A 23,289-nucleotide genomic window follows, 5' to 3' on the forward strand; every position below is an offset into this window, starting at 1 on the left:
GCCGAAGATCGAATTGAGCAACGGCCCCATGCTCTGCTTGCTCATGCCGGCGGCATTGCCGCCTACCACACCACTGATGACCTGAATGACCAGACTCACGATGTCCATGGCTATACCCCTGCGCAGCGCTGATTGAGTGACGGCTCAGCTGCGACTACGACTACAGGCACTACCGGCGGCATCGAGACGTCTCGATCCGGTCAACGACAGCCAGCTGTTGCGGATACGCGAAGTATAGGACAGGTACACGCCCTGCCCTTGCCCCCTCACACGTCGAAGTTCATGCGCCGCAGCCGCGCATCGATGGCCGGCGCGTTGAGCGCGCGGTTGAACACCAGGGCCAGCAGCAGCGACAGCGGCACCAGCGTGGGCAAGGCCCCCAGCATGCCGACCAGCGCATTGGGCAGCATGTGCTGCAGGCGTGGCCCGTCCCGCAGCAGGGCGATCGGCGTGTCCGGGAACAACGCCAGCAGCGGCATCAGGCAGAAGGCCAGCACCACGGCGGCCAGCAGCCGATTGCCCGGGCCCTTGCCCATGAAGCGGTTCATGCGGTGCCACAGCATGTCCTTGAACAGCCAGGTGCACAGCAGCCCCACGCCCACCAGCATCACCCCGTTGATCGGACTGGTGAACGGCAGCACCAGGTAGTGCTTGAACATGGCCCACACCGTGGCCGGGCCATCGGCCCTGAACAGCACCTGCGGCCCGCCGAACTTCACCTCCAGAAGTTTGCCCGCGCTGAAAAAGAACAGCACCAGCATCAGCAGGCTCAGCCGCCAGAAGTAACCCAGCGCACGGCGCAGCACCAGCCTGGGCTCCAATTTGCTGCGCAGGGCCGTCTGCTGGTCCGAGGCGTTCTTGCGCAACGCGAAGAAGCGATTGGCCTGCTCGGGGCTGACCGTGCCGTTTTTCACGTCCGACAGCTGGCTGACGTAATTCACGTGTCCAGACTCCTCGATCATGCGCCGGGCCACCGAACGCTCGCTGGCCAGGGCCACCTGTTCGATGTCTGCCGGGTTTTCCAACTGCTCGATCACCCTGTCGAAGTAGCTGGCGGCCAGCCCGTCATCGAACACCACATGCCGGTAGCGGCCAAGCATGTTGCAACGGATGCTGCGCCGTCCGGCACGCACCTGGGCCTGGCTGTAATAGCAGGTGCCGTCCACGCTCAGTACCAGGTCGCCCTTCTCGGGTGTGTTGTCCGGGTAATAGGGCGCGGCGAACCCTTCGGCAGCCCGCTCGATGGTTTCGGGCTCATCCCCCCACTCGTCGACGTAAGGCTTGAGCCAGGTATCGTTGGACTTCAGGTGCACCGAATTGCCGACCGCCTTGGCCGACACCTCCAGGGTGTAGCGGGTGCAGATGAACTTGTCGCCCAAACAGCCGCCGCAGGTCACATGCCCCCCCATGCAGCCGCACGCCACAGAGCCCCCCACACAACTGGGGCAGTTGTCGCCGCCTGCGCCCATGCAGTAGGCACAACTGCCACTGCCGGTGCGGCCGGAGCCGCCACAGCCCCAGCACTGCGTGCGGCCCTTGCCGCTGCAACTGCTGCATCTTAGCTTGCAACTGCCGTTGCACGCGGTGCAGCGCTGCTTGCCGTAACCGCTGCAGGTGCCGCAGGTATGGCTGGTGTAGAGCGGGTCGAGGGCAAACAGCTTCACCTGCTGGCTGCGCAGAAAATGCGCGGGATTGCTGCCCAGCCCCTTGAGCACACGGTTCTTGTAATGCGCCGCGCCCCTGCCCAGCAGCACTTGACGCTGCTCGGCCATCGACTGCTCGAGCTGGTGTTCGCTCACCGAATTGATCCGCAGCCCCACCGAAGCCGACTCGCGGCGCACTTCGGTCACCAGGCTCCAGCGCCGGCTCACGCTCACCGCGCGCCCCTTGTCCTCGACCTGCTGCACGGTCAGCTCGAGATCGGAGGTGTCATAGCCGCACCCCTGCAGGCGGCTGCGCAGTGCTTGCTCCACGGTGCGGGTGAATGCCTGGGTCATCGTCTACTCCGTCTCAATGCGCGCGTCCTGTTTTCGCCTGCTGGCGTAACGCCACAGAATGCCACGCCGCCCCTGGCGTGCGCTACGCGTCACGTTTCGGTTGTCAGCAATTCTTGTAGGAAACTGCCCAATATGTAGCCCTGTGCTACCATCCCGCGCAGCGGGTCACGCGCGCCATCAGTACAGGGAAGCACTCTTTGAAACACCACACCCCCTCACGTTTCAGCGCACTCGCCCTGGCCTGCTGGCTAATGGCCGGGCTCGCCTTCCAGGCATCCGGCGCGCTGGCCGACCAGTTGATCGGCACCCACCCCTCGGCTGCCGGCCCGATCAACCACATGGAAACCCCACAGGGGCACGCCTACCTCACGCTGCCCCAGCGCAAGCTGCAATTGCAGCTGCCAGCGCAGTGGCGCGAAACCAATGTGGAGGGCACCTACGACCTGCAGGGCGAAACCGCCGTGGTGCTCAGCTACCGCACGCCGCAATGCGACTCGCAAAGCGCGCTGGTGGTGTTGTCCGGCACCTCGGCGTGGGGGCCTTACCGCCTGGGCGGCTGTTCCGACATGCTGGCCTTGCAGCGCGCCGAAGACGGCAAAAGCCTGGTGGCGATGCAGCTCAACGGCACGCAGTCGGCGGCCTGGACCTACTCGTCGCTCGACCGGCAGTTCCGCGGCCCGCTGCGGGTCGACCTGCCGAACCTGCTCAAGGGCCTGGCCAAGGCGACACCAGCCCCTGCCAGGGCCGCAGCGCCACGCCCTGCACCCGTCCAGCACGCCGTGGCCCCGACGCCCCCGCCGCAACCCAGGCCCGCGCCCGCAGTGGCCAGGGTCGAAGCCAAACCGCCAACGCCTGCCCCGGCAGCAGCGCCATCGGCCGCACCGCAGGTCACGCCCCAGGTCGCCACTGAAGTGGTCGACCGCGCCAAAACCGCAGCGCCGGCCCAGCGCCGGGTGACGCTCGACCTGACCTCCGAGCTGGAACACTAGCCGTGAACAGCCGCCTGTCGCCCGACCTGACGGGCCGGCCATGGCGCGAGTGGCTGCGCCGGCCTGTCGTGGCACGTGCGTCAACGCCCCGCCAGCAGCAACGCTTCGTGGCCCGCCTGATGCTGGGGCTGACGCTGTGTTACCTGCTCGTCGAGATGGGCTTCAACGCACGCCTGCTGGATGTGGTGGGCGGGCTGGCCAGCCCCGCCCAGGTCGAGTCGATCGAATTCTACGGACGCCTGATCGCCGGCACCGCCGTGGCCCTGCTGGGCCTGGGCTGGGTACTGAAAAAGGCCTGCAGCCAGTACTGGAGCCTGGGCCGCACGCTGGCCTGGTCTGCGCTGACGGTGGGCAGCTGCCTGCTGGTGGTGTTTTATGCGCAGCTGGCCCTGATCAACCACCTGGTCGCCACCTCCACCCCGCAGGAGCGTGCCCGCGCCGTGCTGGGCGTGCCCATCAGCTACCTGTTGGTGCATCGCGAGTTCGGCCTGAAGGGGCTGGAGCTGGGCACTGACGACTACAAGCGCCCCGAGGGCAAGACCCTGCTGGCCACCCTGCCGATCCTGCTGCAGTCGGTCGATCGCCTCGAAGAGCGGGTGCGCCAGCAGGGCCTGGCCTTCTTCGAACTGTTCGCCGAAACCCGCCGCGGCCCGCTGGCCGACAACTACCAGCGTTACCGCGAGGCCCTGGCCGAGCTGGACGAGCTGTACGGCAACTACCGCCAGGGCAGCCAGCGCTACCTGGACGCCACCAGCCCGGCCGCCATCGCCCGGCATCAGCAGCAGGCCTGGGACGATTACGTGCAGACCCTCAAGCAGCGCAATCGCCGCCTGACCCCAGGCAACGTGCCGCGCCGGCACTGGCCGCAGGTGCGCCGCATGCTGGATGACAAGGGCATTCAGGTGAGTGACAACTGGCAACCCGGCGACCGCGCCGGCTTCAACCTGGCCGTGGCCAAGCGCGTGCAGGGCCATGCCAGCGGCGCCTACGGCACCGAGCTGTTCAAACATATCCAGGGCGACTGGATCAAACCCGGCCTGTCGCGCCAGGGGTTCTTCGCCGACCCGGCGATCCAGCAGCGCTGGCGTAGCGCGCTGTACCTGCCCGACAGCCTGTCACTCAAGCCCGACTGGTCGCTCGACGCCTATGAACAGGCGATCTACCGCCCGACCCTGCGCCTGGATGCCCAGCAACTGCTCGAAGAACGCCTGGTCGAGCCGGCCCGCTATGGCGAGCGCAACGACAAGGCCGACATCGGCCGCGACAGCTACCGCGCCCTGATCGTGCCGATGATCGCCCTGCTGTTCTCGTTGCTGGGGGCCTTCACCCACCTGTTCAAATGCACCCTGTTCGCCCTGCGCGCCGTGCGCCCGGTGCCGCGTCGCGCCTACTGGGGTGCGCTGGCGGTGTACGCGGTGGTGGTGCTGGCGCTGCCGATGCCGTTCAGCAACAAGGTCACCGAACAGCCGCTGTTTCTCACCCTCAAGCAGCGAGGCGCCAGCACCCTGGGCGCCATGGGCTGGGTGATCGCCCACGGTGCGCAGTGGACCGCCCAGGTGCAGCCGCTGTTCTACCCGCTAAACGAAGCGATACGCCTGCACCTGCTGCAAGGCCTGAGCTACGGCTACCACGACAACGACTGATGACAGCGCCCCGCCACGGCCTGAAAGGAGCCCCACCTTGACCCGCTCGACCACCCTTACCCTTGTACTACTGGCTGGCAGCGTGCTGCTCGGCGGCTGCCAGAACTCGCAGATGGGCAGCACCGCACTGGGCGGTGCTGCCGGCTGCCTGGGCGGCGCGATCATTGCGGTCGGCACCGGCGGCAAGCCCGGTGTGGGCTGCGCCATTGGTGCCGCGCTGGGCGCCCCCAGCGGCTACTACATCGGCCGCCAGAAAGACCTGCAGCAGGCCCGGCAGGTGCAGGCCGACATCGAGCGCCAGTCTGCCGACGTAGCCGCCGTGCAGGTCAGTACCCGCCAGGTCGCGGTGCCGGCCGACGAGCGCAATGCGGTGGGCGCCGCCAGCATCGATGCCGTCGACTCCATGCAGGTGAACGTGCCCCAGGCCCTGGTCAACAAGCGCGACAAGCGCCTCAAGGAGCCCCTGGGCCGCGTCGGCAGCTACGTGTCCGGTGCCCGCAGCAAGGCCAATGTGGTGGTCACCACCCGCAGCAAGGGCGACTTCAACTACATCGTCAGAACCATCAAGAGCGGCTACAACGGCAAGGTCGCCACCGACAAGGTCACCTACCAGTACCGCGAGCAGACCCGCGGCACCCAGTCGGCGATTCAGGTCATGCACGACGCCCAGGCTTAAGCCTTCCAACTCCAGTGGAGAACAGCAAGCATGCAGGATTTCAAGATTCAACGCCCCGACCCGGATGGCCGCGCAAAGCCGCAGAGCAAGCCGCAAAGCCAACCGCAGCAGCCCGACAGCACCGACCACACGGCCTACTACAAGCCGCGCCACCGCCAGGCGCAGCAGAACCAGAGCACCTACACCCGCAGCAGCGACAACGGCCCGATGCTGGTCTACGTGCTGTACCTCATCAGCCTGCTGGTGGTGGTCACCGCGCCTGCCGGGCTGGTCTACGCCTACCAGAGCCGCGCTGGCGCAAATGACCTGGACCGCAGCCACTACACCTTCCAGATCCGCATGTTCTGGATCGGCCTGTTGCTGCTGGGGGTGGGCGTCATCGGCATACCCTTCGTGTTCGGCTGGTTCGTGCTGGTCGGCTGGGCTGTCTGGCTGCTGTATGCAATCACCACCGGCATGCGGCGCTGGCGCAAGGGCCAGCCGGCCAGCTGAGGCCTGGTTGCCTACGCCGAAAGTCGTACGTTAAATATAATGAACTACCAAGCACGCTAACAATTGACATTAATCCTTATAAAACAAGGTATTGGGTTGTATTTCTAGAAACAACATAATGAAATTAGCCTGCCACAGGGTAAAGCCGTTTGACATATTTAACGGCTCTGGCAAGCTATGTCACAGGTTTCGACCGGGAGTCGTCCTTCCAGGCGCTCTCGGCAGTGCTCGAAACCTCAGGTAGCGTCAGCGGTTCCCGATGCGCCTGCACAACAATGACAGGCCGAGCCTGTCCCAAGGTGACATATGCCCAACAGCAACATTGGCAATAAGAATCAGACCCTGCGCAAGCCTGTCGTACTCATGACCATGGGTGCCCAGGAACGCAAGGGCCATGCCTACCAGGTAATGACCCACAAGTACATCCAACCCCTGGTCGACCATGCCGGATGCGTGCCGGTTCTGGTTCCGACCTGCTGCGGTACCGAAGACCTCGAGCAGTACCTGGACATGGCCGACGGCGTGTACCTGACCGGTGCCGGCAGCAACATCGACCCGGCGCTGTATGGCCAGGAGAACGAAACCCCGGGCAAGGCCCAGGACCGCGACCGCGACCTGTTCGACCTGCCGCTGGTGCAACTGGCCATCGCCCGTGGCCTGCCGATCTTCGGTATCTGCCGCGGCATGCAGGAAATCAACGTGGCACTGGGCGGCGACATCTACCAGAAGGTCTATGCCGAGCCAGGCTTCAACGATCACCGGGAGAACCCCGACGATCCGGTTGATGTGCAGTACAGCCAGGTTCACAGCGTTCGCCTGGAAGCCGGCAGCTGGCTGCGAGAACTGCTGCAGAGCGATGAAATCCGCGTCAACTCGCTGCATGGCCAGGGCCTGAAGACCCTGGGTGAAGGCCTCGAGCCACTGGCACGTGCCGAAGACGGGCTGGTGGAAGCGATCCATGCACCAAGCCTGTCGCCGTTCCTGTTCGCGGTGCAATGGCACCCGGAATGGCAGGCGGCGCAGAACCCGGACTCGGTGAAGATGTTCGAAGCCTTCGGCCAGGCCTGCCGCCAGCAGGCAGCCAAGGGTCAGGCGGCGAAGAAGGTCGGCTCTACGGCCTGATTCGCGCCAACCGTTTCGCCGGCACCGGCAGTTCCACCCCCTTGCGCGTGACCACCTCATAGGGCTCGCTGCGCGAGTTCAATTCCAGCGGCAGTTGCGCCAGCATCCCATGCTCGAGCGCGATCCTGGCCGAGTCCCACGGCATCACCGCCACCAGCCCACGGTCCTGCAACAGCAACGTGAGCGTGGTGAAAGTTGATGAAGTTTCAATGGGATACAGCGGAAAGCTCAAACCCGCCTCACGAAATTCTCGCTCCAGCGTCAAGCGCATCGGCATGTTCACCGGGAACACCACCCAGCGTGAATCGGCCAACGCCTCGAGCCTCAACTCGGCACACCCCACTAGCGGGTGCTGCAGATTGGCCACCACCACCAACTGCTCCTGATGCCTGGCCCGGCTCACATAGGCGCCCGGTCGCGGGCTCACGCTGGTTCGGCAGATCACCACATCCAGACGGCCCTGATCGAGCAAGCTGAGCAGGCGGTCGCTGGTGTCCTCGACGATCGATACCGACAGGTCCGGCTGGCTCTCGCGCAGACGCGCCAGGCCCTCCACCAGCATCGGTACCGCCCCCATGATCGACCCCACCGACAGCCGCCCGCCGTGGCCCTGCAGAATACCGATCATCTCTTCGCGCAGGTGCGCCAGGTCGGTATTGATCAGGCGCGCATAACGCACCACGCAGCGCCCCAGGTCATTGGCCTCCAGCCCCTTGCTGGTGCGCTCGAACAGTACCGCGCCCAGGGTCGATTCGATTTCATTGAGGGCCTTGGTCGCGCCCGGCTGGGTAATCGACAGGGCCTGGGCGGCCTTGTGGATCGAGCCCAGCTCGTCGAGGCTGATCAACAGGCGCAACTGGCGCATGCGCAGGCGCGAAGCCATGGTAGTCAGGGGTGGCAGCATAGGTGATTACTTTTGGTTATCCCTCGGTCAACAGCTGTCATTAGGCAGCAAAGCCACGCAAATTTAAAGTGTCGGACAACAGCCCTCCCCACAAGAACAATCAGGAGTCAGCATGCGTCTGATCCAATTCGAAACCCCTGCAGCCGCGCGTCACGTCGGCGTCATCGAAGGCGACCTGATCCAGGTGGTACGCAATACCCGCACCATGCGTGAACTGGCCCTGGCCGCGATTCGCAACGCCCGCAGCCTGTGCGACGAAGTGCTCGCCCGCGGCCTGGACGCCACCGCCCACAGTTACGCCCGGGCCCTGGCCGACTGCCGGGTGCTGCCGCCGCTGGACCACGACGACCCCGCCCACTGCCTGATCAGCGGCACCGGCCTGACCCACCTGGGCAGCGCCTCGACCCGCGACAAGATGCACCAGCAGAAAATCGACGACAGCACCGCCCTGACCGACACCGCCCGCATCTTCCAGTGGGGCATCGAAGGCGGCCGCCCGCCCTCCGGCACCGCCGGTGTGCAGCCGGAATGGTTCTACAAGGGCGACGGCTCGATCGTGGTACGCCCCGGCCAGCCGTTCCAGAGCCCCGCCTTTGCCGAAGACAGCGGCGAAGAGCCCGAGCTGGCCGGCCTGTACGTGATCGGCGATGACGGCCAGCCCTACCGGGTAGGCTTCGCCATCGGCAACGAGTTCTCCGACCATGTGATGGAGCGGCGCAACTACCTGTACCTGGCCCACTCCAAGCTGCGCAACTGCTCCTACGGCCCCGAGTTGCGGGTCGGCGAGCTGCCCGCTCACCTGGGCGGCGTCAGCCGTATCCACCGCGGTGATAACCTGCTGTGGGAAAAGGAATTCCTCAGCGGCGAGGACAACATGTGCCATTCGCTGGAGAACCTGGAGTACCACCACTTCAAATACACCCAGTTCCTGCGTCCGGGCGATGTGCACGTGCACTTCTTCGGCACCGCGACCCTGTCGTTCGCCGACCAGGTCAAGGCCGCGCCCGGCGACGTGTTCGAAATCAGCCTGCCCGAGTTCGGCGCCCCGCTGCGCAATGGCATCAGCGTGACGCCTTCGGCCATCTCACCCGGCGAGGTGAAAGCGCTCTGAACCGCAGGCGGCGCCCCGCGCGCCGCCGCGGCATTTCATAACAACCATAAGAGTGAGATGAGCATGAAAGACACCTCCTTGCAGGCCGCCCCGGCACCTGCCCTGGCTGCCACCGATGCCCAGCGGCCCACCACCGTGCGCTGGCGCATCTTCTTGATCCTGCTGTTGCTGGCCGCGATCAACTACATCGACCGCGCCTCGCTGTCGGTGGCGCTGCCGCTGATCTCGGCGGAATTCGAACTGACCCCGGCCATGGAAGGCCTGATTCTCAGCGCGTTCTTCTGGTCGTACGCACTGATGCAGATCCCCAGCGGCATGCTGCTGGACCGTTTCCAGGTGCGCAACATCATCGGCGCCGCCACCATCGGCTGGGGCGCCTTCCAGGCACTGGCCGGCGGCGCGCACAACTGGATCACCCTACTGATCACCCGCGTCGGCCTGGGTGTGGCCGAATCGCCGATCATGCCGGCCGGGGCCAAGCTCAACGGCGCCTGGCTGACCCCCAACGAGCGTGGGCGTGGCGCCACCCTGGTGGACGGCGGCGCGCCGCTGGGCACCGCATTCGGCGCGATCATCATCGCCGGCCTGATCACCTGGTTCGACTCCTGGCGTATCGCCTTCGTGATCGCCGGGGTGGGCACCATCGTGGTCGGCATCTGGGCCTGGTGGTACATCCGCAACCACCCTTCCGAGCACCCCAAGGTCAACGCTGCCGAGCTGGACTACATCAACCAGGCCAACGCGGTGGCCAGCGACGGCAACGGGCGCAAGGCGATCCTCAAGGAGTTGCTCAAGAGCCGCTCGGTACTGGCCATGTTCGCCGGCTATGCCTGCTACAACAGCGTGTTCTACGGCCTGCTGACCTGGATGCCGAGCTACCTGCACCAGGCCCACAACCTGGACATCAAGGCCATGGGCGGCGCCACCTTCCTGATCTTCATGTGCGGCTTCGTCGGCGAGCTGATCGGCGGCTGGATCGCCGACAAGTGGAAAGCCAGCGGCGGCCAGCCCAACACCGTGATGCGCAGCATGTTCGCAGGCTCCGCCGCCGTGGCTGCCCTGTGCATCCTGCTGGTGGCCTACACCCCGGATGCCGCGCGGGTCATCGCCCTGCTGTGCGTCGCGCTGTTCTTCATCCGCTGGTGCGGCATGTACTGGTGCCTGCCGGCGATCCTGGGCGGCAAGTCCAAGGCCGGCATCCTGGGCGGCAGCATGAACTTCTGCGGCAACATGGTCGGCGTACTGGTGCCGATCCTGATCGGCCTGATCGTGCAGTTCACCGGCTCCTACTTCCTGGCCCTGATCTTCTTCGTGGTCATGGCCTTCGGCCTGATGCTGTTCTCCGGCCTGATCGACTATCGCGAGCGCGGCCTGGCGTAAGCCCGGCCCACGCCTCTGGAGATGACTGAGATGCAACTCATTACAACAACAGGCAGCGACAGCGCCGCCAACGCCGTGATCCGCCTCAACCCGCTGGACGACGTGCTGATCGCCCGCCAGCCCCTGCCCAAGGGCCTGCACCTGCAGGCCGAGCACATCGAGGTGCTGCAGGCCATCCCGGCCGGGCACAAGGTGGCGGTGCGCGCCATCGCCCCCGGCCAGCCGCTGCGCCGCTACGGGCAGATCATCGGCTTTGCCAGCCAGCCCATCGCCGCCGGCGAGCATGTGCACGTGCACAACCTGGCCATGGGCGACTTTGCCCGCGACTACGCCTTCGGCGTGGACGCCAGGGGCACACCGGCCACCACCGACGATACCTTCATGGGCATCGTGCGCGCCGACGGCCGGGTGGCCACGCGCAACTACATCGGCATCCTCACCTCGGTGAACTGCTCGGCCACCGTGGCACGCGCCATCGCCGACCATTTTCGCCGCGACATCCACCCCGAGGCGCTCGCGCCCTACCCCAACGTGGACGGCGTGGTGGCCCTGACCCACGGCGTGGGCTGCGCGGTCGACCCCGGCGGCGAGGCGCTGGCGATGCTGCAGCGCACCCTGGGCGGGTACGCGGTGCATGCCAACTTCGCCTCGGTGCTGATGATCGGCCTGGGCTGCGAGACCAACCAGATCCCCGACCTGCTGGCCGCCCAGGGCCTGAACAGCAGCCACACCCTGCGCACCTTCACCATCCAGGGCACCGGCGGCACCACGCGCACCATTGCCAGCGGCATCGCCCAGGTCAAGTCGCTGCTGGCCGAGGCCGATCAGGTGCGTCGCGAGCCGGTCAGCGTCAGGCACCTGACCGTCGGCCTGCAATGTGGCGGCTCCGACGGCTATTCGGGCATCACCGCCAATCCGGCACTGGGCAATGCGGTGGATCGCCTGGTAGCGGCCGGTGGCACCGCGATACTGTCCGAAACCCCGGAAATCTACGGCGCCGAGCACCTGCTCACGCGCCGTGCGGTCAGCCGCGAAGTGGGCGAAAAGCTGATCGCGCGCATCCACTGGTGGGAAGCCTACTGCGAGCGCATGGGCGCCGAACTGAACAACAACCCCTCGGCCGGCAACAAGGCCGGCGGGCTCACCACCATTCTCGAAAAATCCCTGGGCGCCGTGGCCAAGGCCGGCTCCAGCGACCTGATGGACGTCTACGAATACGCCGAACCGGTGCGTGCCCACGGCCTGGTGTTCATGGACACCCCCGGCTACGACCCGATCTCGGCCACCGGCCAGGTCGCCGGCGGCGCCAACCTGATCGCCTTCACCACCGGGCGCGGTTCGGCCTACGGCTGCGCACCGTCGCCCTCGATCAAGCTGGCCACCAACGCCCGCCTGTGGGAAACCCAGGAAGACGACATGGACGTGAACTGCGGCGGCATCGCCGACGCCAGCACCACCATCGAGGAACGCGGCGAACACATCTACCGCCTGATGCTGCGCATTGCCTCGGGCGAGCGCAGCAAGAGCGAACAACATGGCTACGGCCAGAACGAATTCGTGCCCTGGCAGATCGGCGCCATCACCTGAGCCCCTGCCCTCAACCGACAAGGACCCCGCAATGACCTCTGTTCTCGGCCACAACTACATCGCCGGCCAGCGCAGCGCTGCCGGCACCACCGTACTGCAGAGCCTGGATGCGAGCACCGGCCAAGCGCTGGCGTGCACCTTCATCCAGGCCACTGCCGAAGAAGTGGACGCCGCCGCCAAGGCTGCCGCCAGCGCCTACCCGCAGTTCCGTACGCTGCCTGCGACGCGGCGCGCCGAATTTCTTGATGCCATCGCCGACGAGCTGGACGGCCTGGGCGATGACTTCATCGCCACGGTATGCCGCGAAACCGCCCTGCCCGCTGCACGCATCCAGGGCGAACGCGGGCGCACCAGCGGGCAGCTGCGCCTGTTCGCCAACGTGCTGCGCCGTGGCGACTTCCACGGGGCTCGCATCGACCGCGCGCTGCCCGAGCGCCAGCCACTGCCGCGCCCGGACCTGCGCCAGTACCGTATCGGCCTGGGGCCGGTGGCGGTGTTCGGCGCCAGCAACTTTCCGCTGGCCTTCTCCACGGCCGGCGGCGATACCGCCTCGGCGCTGGCCGCCGGCTGCCCGGTGGTGTTCAAGGCTCACAGCGGGCACATGGCCACCGCCGAATGGGTGGCCGATGCGATCCTGCGCGCTGCGCAGCGCACCGGCATGCCGGCGGGGGTATTCAACATGATCTATGGCGCAGGCGTGGGGGAATGGCTGGTGCGCCACCCGGCGATCCAGGCGGTGGGTTTCACCGGCTCGCTCAAGGGCGGCAACGCCCTGTGCAAAATGGCCGCCGAGCGCCCGCAGCCGATCCCGGTGTTCGCCGAGATGTCGAGCATCAACCCCGTCATCCTGCTGCCACAGGCGCTGCAGGTGCGTGGGGCGGCCATCGCCCGCGAGCTGACCGGTTCGGTGACCCTGGGCTGCGGCCAGTTCTGCACCAACCCCGGCCTGATCATCGGCGTGCGCTCGCCGGCGTTCAGTGCCTTTGTGCACGCCTTCGTCGCACAGATGGCCGAACAGCCTGCACAGACCATGCTCAATGCCGGGGCACTGGCCAGTTATGCCAAGGGGCTGGAGCACCTGCACCGCCATCCTGGCCTCACGCACCTGGCAGGGGCCGCGCAGAACGGGCGCCAGGCGCAACCCCAGCTGTTCAAGGCCGATGTGAACTTGTTGCTGCAAGGTGATGATTTGCTTCAGGAAGAAGTGTTCGGCCCAACCACCATCGTTATCGAGGTAGAGGACGATGCGCAGCTGGCGCTGGCATTGCAAGGGCTGCGCGGACAACTGACCGCCACCCTGATCGGCGAGCAGGCCGAGTTGCTCGAATACCGCTGGCTGGGTGAGTTGCTGGTGGAAAAGGTCGGGCGGGTTCTGCTCAATGGCTATCCGACGGGGGTCGAGGTGTGCGATGCGATGGTGCATGGCGGACCGTACCCGGCCACGTCCGATGCCCGGGGCACCTCGGTGGGTTCACTGGCGATCGACCGGTTCCTGCGCCCGGTGTGCTTGCAGAACTACCCCGATGCACTGCTGCCCGAAGCGTTGCAGAATGCCAATCCGCTGGGAATCCAGCGGCTGGTCGATGGCGTCATGAGCCGCGAGGCTGTCGGCGCCTGATGCGGGCGCCTTCGCCGGCAAGGCCGGCTCCTGCACCTGCAGGGGCCAGCCTTCCCGGCGACTGGGGTCAACCCTTGTTGGCAGCCAGGCTGTCAACCAGCATTGCGCTCTGCGCATCGCTGGCTTCGATCATCAGCTGCTTCAGGCTCTTGTCGAAGCCCGGGAACGGCGCTTCGAAGTTGAACGTGGACTTGCCCAGCAGCCCGCCCACGTACTGGATACGCGCCGCGTCCCAGCTCACCTGCTTCTGACGGCCCAGGCGCGGGTCGCGCAGGAACACCAGTTGCACCGGGGTAACGCCCGAATAGTCCGCCTTGTCCAGATCGGCACCGGCCGCGATCAGCGCATTGGCCACGGTCTTGTCACGCTGCGTGATGCAGTAGTGCAAGGCAGTCTGGCCCGCGTAGTTCACCGCATTGATGTCCTGGCTGGCGATCAGGCGCTGGCCCAGTTCGGGGCGCTCCTTGGTCAGGCTGTTGCTCTTGCACAGCTCGTGCAGCGGCGTGTTGCCGAACAGGTTGGCCGTCTTGGCATTGGACAAGGCCAGCAGCTGGTCGAAGTGCGCGTCCGAGCAATCGCGCCACGCGTTCTTCAGGCACATCATCAGCCGGGTATTGCCCTCTGCGGTGGTCTTGAGCGGGTCGGCGCCCAGGCTCACCAGCATGTCGTAGGCATTCTCGGCCACATAGTGGACCGGCAGCTCGGCTTCGGCGACCAGCGGCTTGTTCAGGTCGATGTCAGAGGCCTGCAGCAGGTACTTGAGCGACTCCACATCGGCCACGTAGCCGTCACGGGTAGACTTGCCGGCCAGCGCTTCCTTGAGCTTGTAGTGGTTGGGCGGCACGTCCTGGTACGGCACCAGCACCTGTACATCCAGCTCGCGGTAGATCACGGTCTTGCCGGTGTCCTGCCCCGCCGCGTAGGTTTCGCGTTTTTCGACGGTCTTTTCCGGCCAGTCGGGCGAGGCGAAGTACTGGATCGAATCGCCATCGCGCTGGCCATCCTTGTAGGCAGTGACCTTACGCAGACGGTAGGTGCCGTCGTCGAGCAGCACGAACTCCTCCTGCAGGCCCTCCAGCTTGCCCTGGTTGTAGTGCTTGCGCTCCTGCACCTGGCCGGTCGGGTAGAAGGTTTCCTGCACGCCATCGAGCTGGCCGCTGCCGTCCTTGTCATAGTTGGCGACCACGGCCGGCACCTGCTCGCCATTGACCACGCGCCAGGCCGATTGGGCCAGGGTGCGACCGTTCTGCTTGCTGCCCTCTTCGTGCACCGTGACCTGTTCGCGGGTCTGCAGGCCGCTGGCGCAGTCGAACTGGCTATCGGTCTGCTTCTTGCCGGCGATGACGATGCGCTGCTGCGGCTTTTTCTCGCCGCCGCTGCAATACACGGTCGTGGTGCCGGTCAGCTGGCCGTCATCCAGTTGCGCCTCGATGGCCACCGAGCCGTCGGCATTGTGGGTAACCCAGTCGCCCTGGACCTTGCCGTTCTTGACCTTGAACTCGGAGATCAGCGTGTCGCCTTCCTTCCAGATGATGGTGCCGGACACCGGCTCCTTGGTCTTCTTGTCCACATAGATGGCAGTGGGCTTGCCCTTGCTGCCCTTGGAGGTGGTGACCTCGTCCCACTGGTAACTCGACCCGCAGCCAGCCAGCAACGCGGCAATGCCTGATACAGCCAGTACTTTTTTCACAGAACGTCCTTGGAGTTGAATGTGGCGTGGGGAGTTACTTGATGCGGGTCAGGGTCATGCTGACCAGCTCACCGCCGTCCAGCACCACCAGGCGGTTGCCGTTGTCTTCGACGCGCGCGTTCATCACCGCGGTGCCGTTCTTGTCGCGGGCGACGACGGTGTCACCGTCACGCTTCCACTCGTCGATCTCGTACTTGTCGCCCAGCAGGGTGATGTAGTCCTCGTCCAGCTCTGCGGTACCCACGTTGCTCTTGAAGCCCATCACGCTGGCCTGCACGTTGAACTTGCCTTCGATGGCATCGCTGCCGCAGCCGGCCAGGGCGGCGAACAGCGAGGTGAGCATCAGCGTCTTGATGATTTTCATTAACCGAGTCCTTAGCACGTATCTGTCTTGTGGGTTGCACGCTGGCACTTTCATATCAACCTGCCAGCATGAGCAACCTATGACCCTGTCCTACAATTTAAGTTCACTTCATAAACAACTTTAGTTTATTTACCTAACTATCTGTTTTAAAACGAAAAATCATGAAAATAGCCTGGGAACCCGGTGATTTGTTTCCTACGCAGATGAGCCCCGCCATGGCCTATGCTCATCAGCTTGACCCGGATCAACAGCCCGCCGCCCGTGCAGGCGCACCCTGCCCCATGAAGTTGCGCGTGTACCCCCTTGAGGAGAAACGACCATGGCCCGCATGAAAGCTGCAATCTTTGTCGAGAAGAACCGCATCGTGCTCGATGAAAAACCGATCCCCGAGGTCGGCCCCTCGGACGCCCTGATCCGCATCACCACCACCACCCTGTGCGGCACCGACGTGCATATCCTGCGCGGCGAGTACCCGGTGGAAAAGGGCCTGACCATCGGCCATGAACCGGTCGGCATCATCGAAAAGCTCGGCGCCCAGGTTAAGGGCTTCACCGAGGGCCAGCGCGTCATCGCCGGCGCCATCACCCCCAGCGGCCACAGCTATGCCTGCCTGTGTGGCTGTTCGTCCCAGGACGGCCCCGGCACGCCGCACGGTTTCAAACCGGCCGGCGGCTGGAAGTTCGGCAACACCATCGACGGCTGCCAGGCCGAATACGTGCTGGTGCCGGACGCCATGGCCAACCTCTCGCCGATCCCGGACGGGCTGAGTGACGAACAGGTACTGATGTGCCCCGACATCATGTCTACCGGGTTCTCCGGGGCCGAGCGCGGCGGCGTGCGTATCGGCGACACGGTGGCAGTGTTCGCCCTGGGGCCAATCGGCCTGTGCGCGGTGGCCGGGGCCAAGCTGATGGGCGCCACCACCATCATCGGCGTCGACACCGTGCCCGCGCGTCTTTCGGTAGCCCGCCAGCTGGGCGCCACCCATGTGGTGGACTTCAAGCAGGGCAACGTGGTGGACCAGATCATGGCCCTCACCCACGGCCGTGGCGTAGACGTGAGCATCGAGGCGCTGGGCACCCAGTCGACCTTCGAGTCGGCGCTGCGCATCCTGCGCCCGGGCGGCACGCTGTCGAGCCTGGGGGTGTATTCCTCCGACCTGACCATCCCGCTGTCGGCCTTTGGCGCCGGGCTTGGTGACTACAGCATCGTCAGCACCCTGTGCCCCGGCGGCAAGGAGCGCATGCGCCGCCTGATGGAGGTGGTGGCCAGCGGTAGCGTCGACCTCAAGCCGCTGGTGACCCACCGCTACAAGCTCGACGACATCGAGGCGGCCTACGAACTGTTCGCGCACCAGCGCGACGGCGTGATGAAAGTCGCGATCACTCCATAAGCACCGCCATCAGGGCTGCATCGCCGGCAAGCCGCTGCTGAGCACCAGGCTGTCGCGGATCTGCCCCGACAGCGCATTGACCCCCGCCATCACCCCGGTGGCGGGGTTCTGCATCAGGCCCTGCCATTCCTCGTTGAGCGCCACATTGAGGATTACCCGCAGCTGCTCGACCATGGCCGGGCGCTCGCTTTCGTGCATCATCGCGCCGATGCCCGCCGAGGCCACCGAGATCAGCGCCCCCACCGCCTTGCCCACCGCAGCCGCCACCGCGCTGGCCGCGCCGCGCGGCACCAGCGTTGCTTCGAGCTGGGCGCTGGCGCGCTTGGCCACCGACGACAGGCCCGTGTCGGACGGCGCCTGGCCTGCCGCCACCGCAGCCTTCTGGATCTGCTCGTTCAACGCCAGGTAGGCCGGCAGGCTCAGCAGTGGCTGGGCCGTGATCAGCTGATGCACCGAGGCGTCGCGTGCGGCCGGCGGGCCGAGGGCGATGGCGGGAATGCGGTTCAGGTGCAGGGCGAACTGGTCGGGGGCGGCGCGGTAGCGCTGGCCGATACCTTGCAGCTGCTGGCCGAGCAGTTGCACGTACAGTTGGGTGGCGCGCTCGCGGATCAGCTGCGGGTTGATTTCCCTGGCCACCGGCTCCAGCACCCGTTCGCGGTACTGCTCCTGCAGGTAGAGCGCCAGGCGGTCCTCGCCGGGCGCGGTCTGCTGGTTCTTGCTGACCTTGTACCAGGCCACCTTGAGGGTCAGCCACTGCTGGGTCCAGTAGCCGGTGAACCACGGAATGAAGTCCGCCTCGGTACGCGCGTGCACTGCGTCTTTCCATACCTTCATGGAGCGTCGCGCATAGTCCTGGGCGGAACGGCTGGCGCCCTCGGAGGCGTCGATGATGTCCCAGTCGACACGTTGCCAGGCGGCCTGGGACAGCACCACCGGGGGTTGCGGCGCTGGTGTCGGCCGGGACCGGGCGCAACCGCCGATGGCCAGCAACAGTGCAAGGGTGCAGAGGGCGAGCAAGATGCGCTGGTTCAAGGTCGGCCCCCCGGTGCAGTGAAGCGCTTGCCTGGAGTATAGCGAGCGGCGCGGGAACCACGGCTGGCCTTGGTCGGCGCTGCTCGGTACCCTGTCGGCACCTGCACACATTCAAGGGAGCTTCCATGCGAGGTGAACTGCGAACCCCGGGCGAGCCGTTCAAGCGCCTGTTCATCGCCCTGCCCTGTACCGAGCAGCAATGCCGGGCCATCGGCAAATGGCGCAGCACACTGGGGATCACCCGTGGTCGTCCGGTGCCTGCGGCCAATTTTCACCTGACGCTGATGTTCCTTGGGGAAGTCGGCGTCTCGCGCCTGCCTGCGCTGTGCGACGCCATGGCGGCGGTGCCGCGCCCAGAAGGCCCGCTGCGCCTGGAGCTGGACCGGCTGGTCGCATGGCACCGCGCCGATGCACTGGTGCTGGAGCCCACGCAGACGCCGGTGGCCTTGCGTCAATGGGTGTATGCCCTGCAGCAGGCGTTGCTGCCGCTGGGCGTGGAAGACAGCGTGCGTGAGTTTCGTGCGCACCTGACGCTGGTGCGCGACTACCCGGGTGATGTACCGGAGACGCCGGAGCCACCGGCGTTCAGATTGAACATCGACGACTTCGTGTTGTTCGAGTCCAGTGGCGGCCGCTACAAGCCGATAGCGCAGTGGCCGCTGGCGTGAACCCCTGCCGACCGTGGTGTCGGCGCTGACTGGCAAGGAAGAGCATGTATTACTGGAACAAGGACAATTTCGAAGGCCTCAGGCGCATTGGCGAGGTCTATGCCTCCCGTGAAGGCTTTGCCGGTTTCTCGCGGTATTGCCTGCTGCGCGAACAGGGCCTGAAAAAGCCGGCGCTCAAGGCGCTGGACGAGTTTCTCGACGGTGCGCGTCAGCGGGAGGTGGGCCAGCAGCGGGCGATTGTCTGCGAGATTGCCGACCTTGCCTTCAGCAACAGTGGCGCGCATCAGTTGTTGTCGCATGCCTTGACCCGCTACCTCAGGCAGGTGCTGCGAGCCTGGTGCGACGAGGGCCCGGCGTTGGCCGAGCCTTATCGCTGGATGGGCAAGCTGACGGGCGAGTCGGCGTGGCTCCAGGCGGCACTGGCGCACGACCCGCAGGATCAGGTGGCGTTGCGGCAGTTGGCGCTGGATGAGCTGGGCGAGGTTGATTTCATGGTTCATCACCTGCATGAGTCGGTGTTTCTGGGTGACGTTACCGTTGCGGCGACGAAGCTTGCGCGTGCCAGTGCGCTGGCGCGGCTGATCGAGGCCGAGACGACCCGCAGTTACATTGATGGTGAAGTGTGCAGCCTGCGTGAAATGCTCGAGGCCTGGGCGCAGTATCAGGCGGGTGATCGGGCGGTGGGGTTTGCCCAGTGGTGCGAGGCGCAGGCGCATGAGTTCCGGTTCCTGAAGAGCTACTACTACACCGAATGAGGAGTGGCCCACCTCTATTGTAGGAGCCGGCCTTGCCGGCGAACGAGCGCCACGCGCTCGCCTCCCTAGAGATAAGCCTGCTCCCGCCCCGGGCTGCGCTCGAAATGCCGCTTGTACTCGCGGCTGAACTGCGACGTGCTCTGATACCCCACCCGATGCGCCACCTGCGCCACACCCAACCCCTCGCCTATCAACATCTGCTGCGCCTTGAGCAAACGCAACCGCTTGAGGTACTGGATCGGCGACAGCAACGTGCAGCGCTTGAAGTGCTCATGAAACGTCGAGGTACTCATGTTCGCCCGCCCCGCCAACGCCTCCACGCTCAACGGCTCGGCGTAATGCTCGCGCAAATGGCTGAGGGCTGCAGCGATGCGCGCAAAATGCCCCTGCTGCTCCACCAGCGCCCGCAGCACCCCGGCCTGCGGCCCACGCAAGGCCACGTACAACACCTCGCGCACTCGCGCCGCCCCCATCACCCGGCTTTCCAGCGGGTCGTGCAGGCAACGCAGCAGCCGCTCCACGCTCTCGCGCATCGGCGCATCCAGCGCCGCTGATGTCATGGACTCGGGCGTCTGCGCCGCCACCACCTGGCCAGCCCCCAGCCCCATGCTCTGCACCAGTTCGCTCAGCACCGTGCGGTCGATCGCCACCGACACGCCCAGCAGGGGTTCATCTTCGGTGGCGAAGGTTTCGCACATGAACGGCACCGACAGTGCCTGCACCAGGTAGTGGCCAGCCCCATATTCCAGGGTGCGCGGCCCCAGCCGGGCCAGTTTGCTGCCCTGGGCCAGGATCATCAGGCTCGGTTCGTAGATCTGCGGGCTGCTCGCCACGTAGTGGCTCCAGGACAACACCTGCACCTGCGGCAGGTGGGTGTCGACCGGGCCCGGGCGGGTGGCAAGGGGTTGGATCAGGGCGCAAAGCGTGGCATTGGCATCGGCGTGGCAGGTGAGCTGCATGGGGTACCGCATCAGAGGATCAGACACGCGCATCATCGCAGATTCGCTGCCCACCGCCACTACCGCACGCCCGATCCCGGAGGATCAGGCATGACTATCGGAGCATTAACCCAGGATCAGGTAGGTCTTGCGTACCGTCTGGCGCACGTCCCAGGTGCCCTGGCTGTTGGCGGCAAAGTACAGCGCATCGCCGGCACCGAACGGGATAGGTTCGCCACCCTCGGGGGTGAAGCTGCCCTCGCCGCTGATGATGTAGCTGTACTCGGCCTGCACCACCTGGCGCCGGAAGCGCCCCGGCGTACATTCCCACAAGCCGGTGCTGGCGCCCTGCCCGGCCAGCTCCTGGTGCAAAGCGGTACGCGCCATGGCTACCGGCTCGCCCAGGGGGGCGCCGACTGCCGCGCTGGGGCCGAAGGCCGTGTCGTCTTCAAGGTGAATCAGTACAGGGTTCATGTGCAGTCCTCAGGATTTGTCTTCAAGCCCGGCCGGGGCCAGGCGGGCCAGCATGCAATCGAGACGGCCGGCGGTGTGGCCGGCCATTTCGGCGCGCTCCTTGCGTATCACGGCGTTGCGCACCAGCGAACCGCCCACATACCGCAGCGGCTCCGGCGGGAAGGCCTTGCAGTTGCGCCCCACCAGTGCACAGGTGCTCCAGGCATCCTTGCGCCCCAGGGCCAGGCTGGCCAGGATGCGCCCGCCCAGGCGGCTGGGGCCCACGCCGTTGCCGCTCCAGCCGATGCCGTAGTGGATGTTGCCCTGCTCGCCCAGGCCGCCGAAGGTCGGCAGGCTGTCGTAGGTGCGGTCGATGGGCCCCGACCAGGTATGGGTGATGCGCACGTCATCGAGCATCGGGTAGGTACGGCGCAGGTCGGCCTCGGTCAGCGCGATGCTGCCCGGGTCGTGGCTGAACACCGGCCCGATCCTGCCGCCGTAGGCTATCGCCCCGGTGCCCTTGCCGAAGGCGATACGGCCATCCACGGTGGTGCGGTAGTAGTCGACCATCAGTTGCGAATCGGTGATCGACTCGGCGCCGGTCCAGCCCATCTGTTCCAGGCGGGTCGCCACCGGCTCGGTGAGCACGATGGAACTGTTGACCGGGGTGATCAGGCGCGCCAGTTGCGGCAAGGCAGCCGCCCAGGCATTGGTGGCCAGCACCACCGAGCCGGCACGGATGCGCGCCTGCGGGGTCAGCACCTGCACCGGTGTGCCGGGCTGGATATCGCTGACCGCGGTACCCTCGGCAATCACCACCCCCGCCTCCAGCGCCACCCGGCGCATGCCGCGCACCAGGGCGCCGGGTTGTACGGTGGCGTTGCTGCGCTCGAACACGCCGGCCAGGTGCACCTTCGAGCCACAACGGCGCGCCACCTCGGCAGCCGGCACCCGCTCGAACGGCGTTACCCCAAGGCGGGCACAGGCGGCCAGCGTGGCGTTCCAGGTGTCGATGTGCGCGGGGCTGGTGGCCGTCCACAGCCAGCCCTTCTGGCGAAAGTGCGCGTCGATCTGGTGCTGCTGGCAGAACTCGCCCAGCTCGCTGATCGCGCGCTCGGCGCTGTGCCCCAGAAACAGCGCCTGCTCCGGGGTGCAGAAGCTCGCCAGGGTGCCGACCTTGGGCCACCACGACATCACGAAGCCGCCGTTGCGCCCCGAGGCGCCCCCGCCGCACACGTCCTGTTCCAGCACCATCACACGGATATCCGGCTCATGCTCCTTGAGGGTCAGGGCGGTCCACAGGCCGACGAAGCCGCCACCGACGATCACCACATCGGCGTCGTGCTCACCCTGCAGCGCCGGGCCGGGTTTGAGGCTGGGCTCGGCGCTTTCCAGCCAGTAGCTGCGTTTGAGCGGTGCGCTGGGGGTCAGTTTCATGAGCGTGCCGCCCAGGCGTTGAAGCGCTGTTCGAGCAGTTCGCCGTGGTCGGCCCAGAAGCTTGCGTTCATCGGCAACTGGCCTTGCAGGTTGGGGCTGCCGGTGGGCAGCTCGCTGACCCGCTGCTCGCTCAGCAGGCCCAAGGCCTCGCGGTTGACCGGCCCGTAGGCGATCTGCTCGGCGTAGCCCTTCTGCTGCTCGGCCTTGAGGGTGTGGTTGATGAACTTCAGTGCTTCGTCGCGCTTCTTGGCCCCACGCGGGATGGCCCAGGCGTCCATGTCATAGATGCCGCCATTCCACACGATGCGCAGCGGGGTCTGGCTCTGCACCGCGCTGATCCGGCCGCTGTAGGCCGAGCTCATCACCACATCGCCCGAGGCCAGGTATTGCGGCGGCTGGGCGCCGGCCTCCCACCACTGGATGCTCGACTTGATCTGGTCGAGCTTGGCGAAGGCGCGGTCCTGGCCTTCACGGGTGGCCAGCAGGGTGTAGACATCGGCCGCCGGCACGCCGTCGGCCAGCAGGGCGAATTCCAGGGTGTACATGGCGCCCTTGCGCAGCCCGCGCTTGCCGGGGAATTTCTCCAGGTTCCAGAAGTCGTCCCAGCTGGTGGGGGCCACCTTGAGCTTGTCGGCGTTGTAGGCGATCACCGTCGACCACACGAAAAAGCCCACGCCGCACGGCTGTACCGCACCGGGCAGCAGTTGCGCGGCCACGGCCGGGTCGGGGGCGAACTCTTCGAGCAGGCCTTCTTCACAGGCGCGTGCCAGCTCGGGCATCTCCATCTCGACCACGTCCCACGAGACGCTGCCGGTATCGACCATCACCTTGACCTTGGCCATCTCGCCATTGAACTCGCCGGCCACGATGCGGGTGCCGGTCTGTGCCTGGTAGGTGTCATAGAAGGCCGCCACCTGTGCGGCCTTGTTGGCCCCGCCGTGGGACACCACGGTGAGGTCGGCCAGCGCCGATGTGCTGCACGCAGCGGCAGCGATCAGGGTGAGCGAAAAGGCCAGATTCTTGTGCATTGTTATGTTCTC

Annotated in this window: 21 protein-coding genes; 12 read left to right on the forward strand and 9 right to left on the reverse strand. The window is 66.1% G+C overall.

All coding sequences use genetic code 11. From position 1 onward, the window contains the following. Positions 1-266: 266 nt before the first annotated feature. The gene (locus tag JZZ72_RS18975; RefSeq protein ID WP_210014897.1) at positions 267-1,997 is read right to left on the reverse strand and encodes a hypothetical protein; all 1,731 of its coding nucleotides are present in this window, start codon (positions 1,995-1,997) and stop codon (positions 267-269) included. Positions 1,998-2,194: 197 nt separating this feature from the next. On the opposite strand from JZZ72_RS18975, the gene JZZ72_RS27860 reads away from it, so the two are divergent. The 5 genes from JZZ72_RS27860 (at position 2,195) to JZZ72_RS19000 (ending at position 6,919) form a co-directional block, all read left to right on the forward strand. After that, positions 2,195-2,986, forward strand: a complete 792-nt coding sequence (locus tag JZZ72_RS27860; RefSeq protein ID WP_236066300.1) for a hypothetical protein — start codon at positions 2,195-2,197, stop codon at positions 2,984-2,986. A gap of 2 nt (positions 2,987-2,988) precedes the next feature. Continuing rightward, a complete protein-coding gene (locus JZZ72_RS18985) occupies positions 2,989-4,629 on the forward strand; it encodes a hypothetical protein (protein ID WP_210014898.1) in 1,641 nt (546 codons plus the stop codon). Positions 4,630-4,666: 37 nt separating this feature from the next. Next, the gene (locus tag JZZ72_RS18990; protein ID WP_058540130.1) at positions 4,667-5,305 is read left to right on the forward strand and encodes a glycine zipper domain-containing protein; all 639 of its coding nucleotides are present in this window, start codon (positions 4,667-4,669) and stop codon (positions 5,303-5,305) included. 30 nt (positions 5,306-5,335) lie between these two features. After that, the gene (locus tag JZZ72_RS18995) at positions 5,336-5,797 is read left to right on the forward strand and encodes a DUF4870 family protein (protein ID WP_054914589.1); all 462 of its coding nucleotides are present in this window, start codon (positions 5,336-5,338) and stop codon (positions 5,795-5,797) included. Positions 5,798-6,103: 306 nt separating this feature from the next. Next, positions 6,104-6,919, forward strand: coding sequence for a gamma-glutamyl-gamma-aminobutyrate hydrolase family protein (locus JZZ72_RS19000; protein WP_043861344.1), 816 nt, complete (start codon positions 6,104-6,106; stop codon positions 6,917-6,919). Here JZZ72_RS19000 and JZZ72_RS19005 read toward each other — a convergent pair. Further along, positions 6,909-7,823, reverse strand: a complete 915-nt coding sequence (locus JZZ72_RS19005; RefSeq protein ID WP_078480357.1) for a LysR family transcriptional regulator — start codon at positions 7,821-7,823, stop codon at positions 6,909-6,911. The genes JZZ72_RS19000 and JZZ72_RS19005 overlap by 11 nt on opposite strands. A 112-nt stretch (positions 7,824-7,935) precedes the next feature. Between JZZ72_RS19005 and araD1 the strand changes: the two genes are divergently transcribed. The 4 genes from araD1 to JZZ72_RS19025 all read left to right on the forward strand — a co-directional run bounded on the left by araD1 (position 7,936) and on the right by JZZ72_RS19025 (position 13,519). Continuing rightward, the gene (araD1, locus tag JZZ72_RS19010) at positions 7,936-8,934 is read left to right on the forward strand and encodes an AraD1 family protein (RefSeq protein ID WP_210014899.1); all 999 of its coding nucleotides are present in this window, start codon (positions 7,936-7,938) and stop codon (positions 8,932-8,934) included. Between the two features lie 63 nt (positions 8,935-8,997). Then, complete coding sequence (locus tag JZZ72_RS19015; RefSeq protein ID WP_371920431.1) at positions 8,998-10,314, forward strand: MFS transporter; 1,317 nt, start codon at positions 8,998-9,000, stop codon at positions 10,312-10,314. Between the two features lie 30 nt (positions 10,315-10,344). After that, on the forward strand, positions 10,345-11,901 hold the full coding sequence (locus tag JZZ72_RS19020; protein ID WP_210014900.1) for a UxaA family hydrolase: 1,557 nt from the start codon (positions 10,345-10,347) through the stop codon (positions 11,899-11,901). A gap of 31 nt (positions 11,902-11,932) precedes the next feature. Next, complete coding sequence (locus JZZ72_RS19025; protein ID WP_210014901.1) at positions 11,933-13,519, forward strand: aldehyde dehydrogenase (NADP(+)); 1,587 nt, start codon at positions 11,933-11,935, stop codon at positions 13,517-13,519. A 67-nt stretch (positions 13,520-13,586) separates the two neighbouring features. On the opposite strand, the gene JZZ72_RS28115 is transcribed toward JZZ72_RS19025, so the two are convergent. Together JZZ72_RS28115 and JZZ72_RS19035 are read right to left on the reverse strand one after the other, a co-directional pair. After that, positions 13,587-15,209 (reverse strand): ankyrin repeat domain-containing protein, encoded by a 1,623-nt coding sequence (locus JZZ72_RS28115; RefSeq protein WP_146095009.1) that lies wholly within the window; start codon positions 15,207-15,209, stop codon positions 13,587-13,589. Positions 15,210-15,243: 34 nt separating this feature from the next. Further along, complete coding sequence (locus tag JZZ72_RS19035) at positions 15,244-15,573, reverse strand: hypothetical protein (protein ID WP_210014902.1); 330 nt, start codon at positions 15,571-15,573, stop codon at positions 15,244-15,246. 319 nt (positions 15,574-15,892) lie between these two features. Between JZZ72_RS19035 and JZZ72_RS19040 the strand changes: the two genes are divergently transcribed. After that, on the forward strand, positions 15,893-16,966 hold the full coding sequence (locus JZZ72_RS19040) for an NAD(P)-dependent alcohol dehydrogenase (RefSeq protein ID WP_043861352.1): 1,074 nt from the start codon (positions 15,893-15,895) through the stop codon (positions 16,964-16,966). Between the two features lie 9 nt (positions 16,967-16,975). Here JZZ72_RS19040 and JZZ72_RS19045 read toward each other — a convergent pair whose 3' ends face one another. Next, positions 16,976-17,998 carry a hypothetical protein gene (locus JZZ72_RS19045; RefSeq protein ID WP_054914596.1) on the reverse strand — a complete coding sequence of 341 codons (1,023 nt, stop codon included), beginning with the start codon at positions 17,996-17,998 and terminating at the stop codon, positions 16,976-16,978. A gap of 125 nt (positions 17,999-18,123) precedes the next feature. Between JZZ72_RS19045 and thpR the strand changes: the two genes are divergently transcribed. Beyond that, on the forward strand, positions 18,124-18,666 hold the full coding sequence (gene thpR / locus JZZ72_RS19050) for an RNA 2',3'-cyclic phosphodiesterase (protein WP_043861354.1): 543 nt from the start codon (positions 18,124-18,126) through the stop codon (positions 18,664-18,666). Between the two features lie 44 nt (positions 18,667-18,710). After that, entirely contained in the window at positions 18,711-19,421 is a 711-nt protein-coding gene (locus JZZ72_RS19055) for a hypothetical protein (protein WP_054914597.1), read from the forward strand. Between the two features lie 65 nt (positions 19,422-19,486). Here JZZ72_RS19055 and JZZ72_RS19060 read toward each other — a convergent pair whose 3' ends face one another. The 4 genes from JZZ72_RS19060 to JZZ72_RS19075 form a co-directional block, all read right to left on the reverse strand. Continuing rightward, positions 19,487-20,380, reverse strand: coding sequence for an AraC family transcriptional regulator (locus JZZ72_RS19060; RefSeq protein ID WP_054914598.1), 894 nt, complete (start codon positions 20,378-20,380; stop codon positions 19,487-19,489). A gap of 105 nt (positions 20,381-20,485) precedes the next feature. Continuing rightward, the gene (locus JZZ72_RS19065; protein ID WP_043861356.1) at positions 20,486-20,833 is read right to left on the reverse strand and encodes a cupin domain-containing protein; all 348 of its coding nucleotides are present in this window, start codon (positions 20,831-20,833) and stop codon (positions 20,486-20,488) included. A 9-nt stretch (positions 20,834-20,842) separates the two neighbouring features. Further along, positions 20,843-22,249, reverse strand: coding sequence for an NAD(P)/FAD-dependent oxidoreductase (locus JZZ72_RS19070; protein ID WP_054914599.1), 1,407 nt, complete (start codon positions 22,247-22,249; stop codon positions 20,843-20,845). After that, a complete protein-coding gene (locus tag JZZ72_RS19075; protein ID WP_043861358.1) occupies positions 22,246-23,277 on the reverse strand; it encodes an ABC transporter substrate-binding protein in 1,032 nt (343 codons plus the stop codon). Before JZZ72_RS19075 ends, JZZ72_RS19070 begins: the two co-directional genes overlap by 4 nt. Positions 23,278-23,289: the final 12 nt, after the last annotated feature.

Source organism: Pseudomonas palmensis (genome assembly GCF_017848315.1).
GTDB lineage: Bacteria > Pseudomonadota > Gammaproteobacteria > Pseudomonadales > Pseudomonadaceae > Aquipseudomonas > Aquipseudomonas palmensis.